Origin of the sequence: Rodentibacter sp. Ppn85 (assembly GCF_001999335.1) — a bacterium.
Taxonomy (GTDB): domain Bacteria; phylum Pseudomonadota; class Gammaproteobacteria; order Enterobacterales; family Pasteurellaceae; genus Rodentibacter.
This window is the reverse complement of sequence record NZ_MLHS01000070.1, coordinates 1-3,832: the sequence shown is the minus strand read 5'-3', so window position 1 is coordinate 3,832 and position 3,832 is coordinate 1. Positions and strand designations below refer to the sequence as shown.

3 protein-coding genes and 1 pseudogene are annotated in these 3,832 nt (G+C 43.3%); all 4 read right to left on the bottom strand.

Annotated features, from left to right (window positions below):
- A partial coding sequence (locus BKL51_RS10775; protein WP_198930130.1) for a hemagglutinin repeat-containing protein occupies positions 1–1,642 on the bottom strand: 1,642 nt, incomplete at its 3' end.
- Positions 1,643–1,772: 130 nt separating this feature from the next.
- Positions 1,773–1,886, bottom strand: a pseudogene (locus tag BKL51_RS12360) (hypothetical protein); the annotation flags it as partial.
- Between the two features lie 173 nt (positions 1,887–2,059).
- Entirely contained in the window at positions 2,060–2,449 is a 390-nt protein-coding gene (locus BKL51_RS10770; RefSeq protein WP_059366799.1) for a hypothetical protein, read from the bottom strand.
- 1 nt (position 2,450) lies between these two features.
- A partial coding sequence (locus BKL51_RS12285) for an HNH endonuclease (protein WP_198930129.1) occupies positions 2,451–3,832 on the bottom strand: 1,382 nt, incomplete at its 5' end.

Sequence of the window (3,832 nt, the reverse complement as noted above, 5' to 3'; positions counted from 1 at the left end):
ATATTCCCCCGACAACCGCACCAGCAAGTTGAGAAGCGGTTTTTAATAGATTCCGTTCGTCTGTGGTCAGCTGTTCCGCCGGTTTGTTAAACACTTTTTCAGACAACACCATTGCCACGCCTTCACCCGCTACACCTGCCAACGCACCTGCTGCGGGGTCTAGTCCCGATGCATAAAACTCCGTGGCGGAAAGCACCGCGTGTGAAAACAGATTTGCCGCTTTATTGTCTTTCGTGAGGTCGTGGATTTGTGCATTCAATTCCGGCGATATTCCAGCCACGGCGGTTTGCGCCGCTGTCTTACCCGATAAAATGGCTCCGACCACAGCCACTGCCGCATCCACTTTGCGACGGCTTGAACCACCCTCTTGCCAGCGTTGATTTTCCGCTTTCGCTTCATCATATGCCGCTATCTTAGCCTCAAGACCGGCGGTGTTTTTGCCTTTAATTGCTGTCTCTAATTCCTCTGCCGCCTTATCTTCTGCTTCTTTCGCCGCTTTCGCCCGATTATCGCTAAAGACGGTGGCAGCCTCCACCATATACCCCACATTTTGGCTTATGATTTGCTGCTCTTTCAGCATTTTCTGTATATCTTTCGGGGCGCTGACTTGGCGGTTGGCTTCTGTAATGTCGGTGTTGATGCCCAGCTCGGCTGCCGTCGTCTCCCTTGGGGCGCTATCTTTGTTTAAGGTGATAGTCCCTTCCGTTAAGGTCGCTTTGGTAATACTGCTGTCTTGTTCGCTGTCATACATCGGAACCGTCGGCGAAAGGTTATTGCTTTGTGATGTGCCGGTCAGCTTAGCAAACTCCGCCTGGCGTTTGGCTTCTGAGTTTGTTGTCGGTGCATTGCCCACTGCCTTGGTTAAGTTCGCACTGCCGCTTATGCCGCCGCTTATCGCTCGGCTTTGACTTTCATTTTGAATATCTTCAAAAGTCAGCTTATTGGTTTTCAGTTCGCTGTCGCTTGAGTTGGTTGACGCAATCGCCCCGCCTTTCAGATGGACATTATCGGCATCAATATGATAACCGCCCTCCTCGGCAAATAAACCCGATTGTTCAATCACTTGTTTACCCTGTGCCTTGCCGCTTGACGCATTCGCATAACCGCTTGCTCCCCACGCCGTGCCGATTCCGCCCTGTACCCGGAAACCACCGCCCGAACTACTGCTTTTCGATAGATGGTCGTCTTGGCGGCTTTCGATGCGGAAGTTGCCTTTGATGTCCGCATCAATGCGGTTTGCTTTCGCTACCGCACCGGATAAGGTGGTGTCCCCGCCGCTTGTCAGGCTTAAGTGTGCCGTATCAAGATGGCTGTTATGTTGGGTAACATGGCGCTCTTCTTGCTTACCTTGCGTGAATCCCGCTTGAGCGTAAATATATACTCCCGTCTGTGCGCCAACCGCAAAGCCTACGCCCGATTCAAAGCCCGCACTTTGTTGCTTACCCTTGAATTTTTCTAAGCTCTGTCCCGATTCTAATAAGATATTTTTATTGGCGTTCAGTTGAATACGGCTGTCCGCTTGGCGTTTGCCCTCACTATCTCGGCTGGTAAAATCCGTTTGCTTCGCCCGTATATCCCCTTCTGTCGCCGTAATGCGGATATCCCTAGCATTGACGCTGTTACCCAAACTGAATTCACTCATTGCGTCCGTGTTCTCCCGTTTATGCGAGAAACCCGAACCGCTTTCCACCCGAATTAAGGCACCACCAGACGCCGTTTCTATTTTCTACGGAGCCGATATATCAAATTTATACTATCAAAATATTTTCAATTTAACTAAACCAATATATTCCGTTAGGTTGCAACCAACCTATATCAACAGGACAATTGACATACCACCATAAATTTTCAATATCTTTCTCAGGCTCGTGTTCATCATATGATGTTGGAAATGAATGATATAAATTATGCCGTAGCTGCTACCATTCGTACCCACAAATATGCCTATATTGAGATGGAAACAGTAATCCTAGAATTATCAACCAATTTAAATCTCTTTATATAATATGTTTTACTGGATCATGAATATTAGTTTGAAGTAATGAAGCAAGACTATTTTTCAAAATTCTTCTATATATATAAAAGGGAAAAAAAACTTAAACTTACTTAATATCTCTTCATTTAATTTCAAATATGAAATAGCCTCCAATTTATTAACAGGTGAATCAAATACATCTATTCCTCTTATATATGAAATGCCATAAATAGAATATTCACCCTCACAAGATAAATAACTTTTCACTGAAAAACCAATAACTTTAGACAATTTAAATAAAGAATCATCAAAGTCAAGTAGATCATAAAAATAGACAGGCACTTCATCTACACTAGATGTTTCTATAATACGATAAATCCATAATTTAAACTCTTCTAAATTAATAGCTTGACAATAAAGACAATCTAACGCAAAGCTGAGATCTTGATCATTTCCTTTATATATTTTCCACATATTATTTCCCTTTCTGTATATAATCTCCCCCAATGTGTCCAGTTTTAGAATGCTCACGCTCAGGAACCAATTGCATTCTCCCCGTATCTTGGTGATGATGCCAAGTATATCCTGGAATTTTATTATTTGATGATTTAATCGCCTTAATTTGTTCTAAATCAAATTGTTTTTTAATTCCTTCTTCTCCTAATTCTTTATACATTTGTTTAGTAGCTTCTTTCATCTGGTCTGTGTAACTTAATTTTCTATAGTGTTCTAAACTTAACTTAGTGTCATATTTAGATATATCATCAAAAATAGGGAAACCTTTATTATCAAATGGAACACCTGTCACCGGATGTTTCTTACCTGCTAATTTTACATTTTTAGCTGTATCTGGCGGCATAGTTGTAGATTTAACATTCCCCTTACCATAAACATCTTCAAAGCTTCGTCTAAATTCTTTTGCTTCATAGAACCCATTAACCGAATTATCAATATAGCGAACAGCATCTTGTTGATGTTTAGCTGCCTCTACTACATTCCCTAACTTTTCAGCCGCTTTTGCTTTTTGAATAGATTCCTTAGCAGCCTTTAAGGGCTTAGTCACAATCTCTGAACCAGGTATAATGCCTATCACGGCTAAAGTATAATCAATGTTATCTTCTGCTTCAGCAAAAGACTTCATATCACCCACTACCGGTGTAAAATCAGCTGCAATACCTAAAACATCTTTAAATACTTCAAATTGTTCCTCTTTCAGCTTTTGGTACGCTTCCGGATCTTTCTCTCTTAACTCCTGCTCTTTTTTCCACTGAGAATAAGATTGCCCGAAACTATTATTTTTCACCGCATTTTCCGCAACAGTTATCCCTGTGCTAATTGTTGCCAGATTCTCCGCACGATTGCCGTTTACCGTTAAACCGCTAGCTACCCCCGCCGCAACGTTGCTTAAGGTTAACACATTTTGTTTTTCCTCTTCTGTAAGTTCGTTTGGCGATTTACCGTACATTCCTTCAGCAAGTATCCCTGCACTCGCTTCACCTACTCCCGCCGCAATCGCACCGGTTGCTGCTTTGCCCCCTGCAAGCTCCGCTTCAATCGCTCCCCACAAGATATGCGCCGGAATATTCAGTCCGGGCATGGTTTCGGTCGCTTTTTTGATTTGTTCGTTGATATAAGGCGATGCCGCACCTGTGGCGATAGCTTCGGTGGATTTGCCTGCTAAAGCAAAGCTAATCGCATTGGTGAGCGCCTCGACCTTGCGTTTATGCTCGCCGCCAGTCTGCCATTTTTTTGCTTCCTCTTGTTTGTTTTTTGCCGTTTGACTATCACCTTGTTGTGCTGCGTCTGCCGCTTCTTGTTCTAGTCGTTGGGCTTGTTGTTCGCTATACCGGCTTGTCG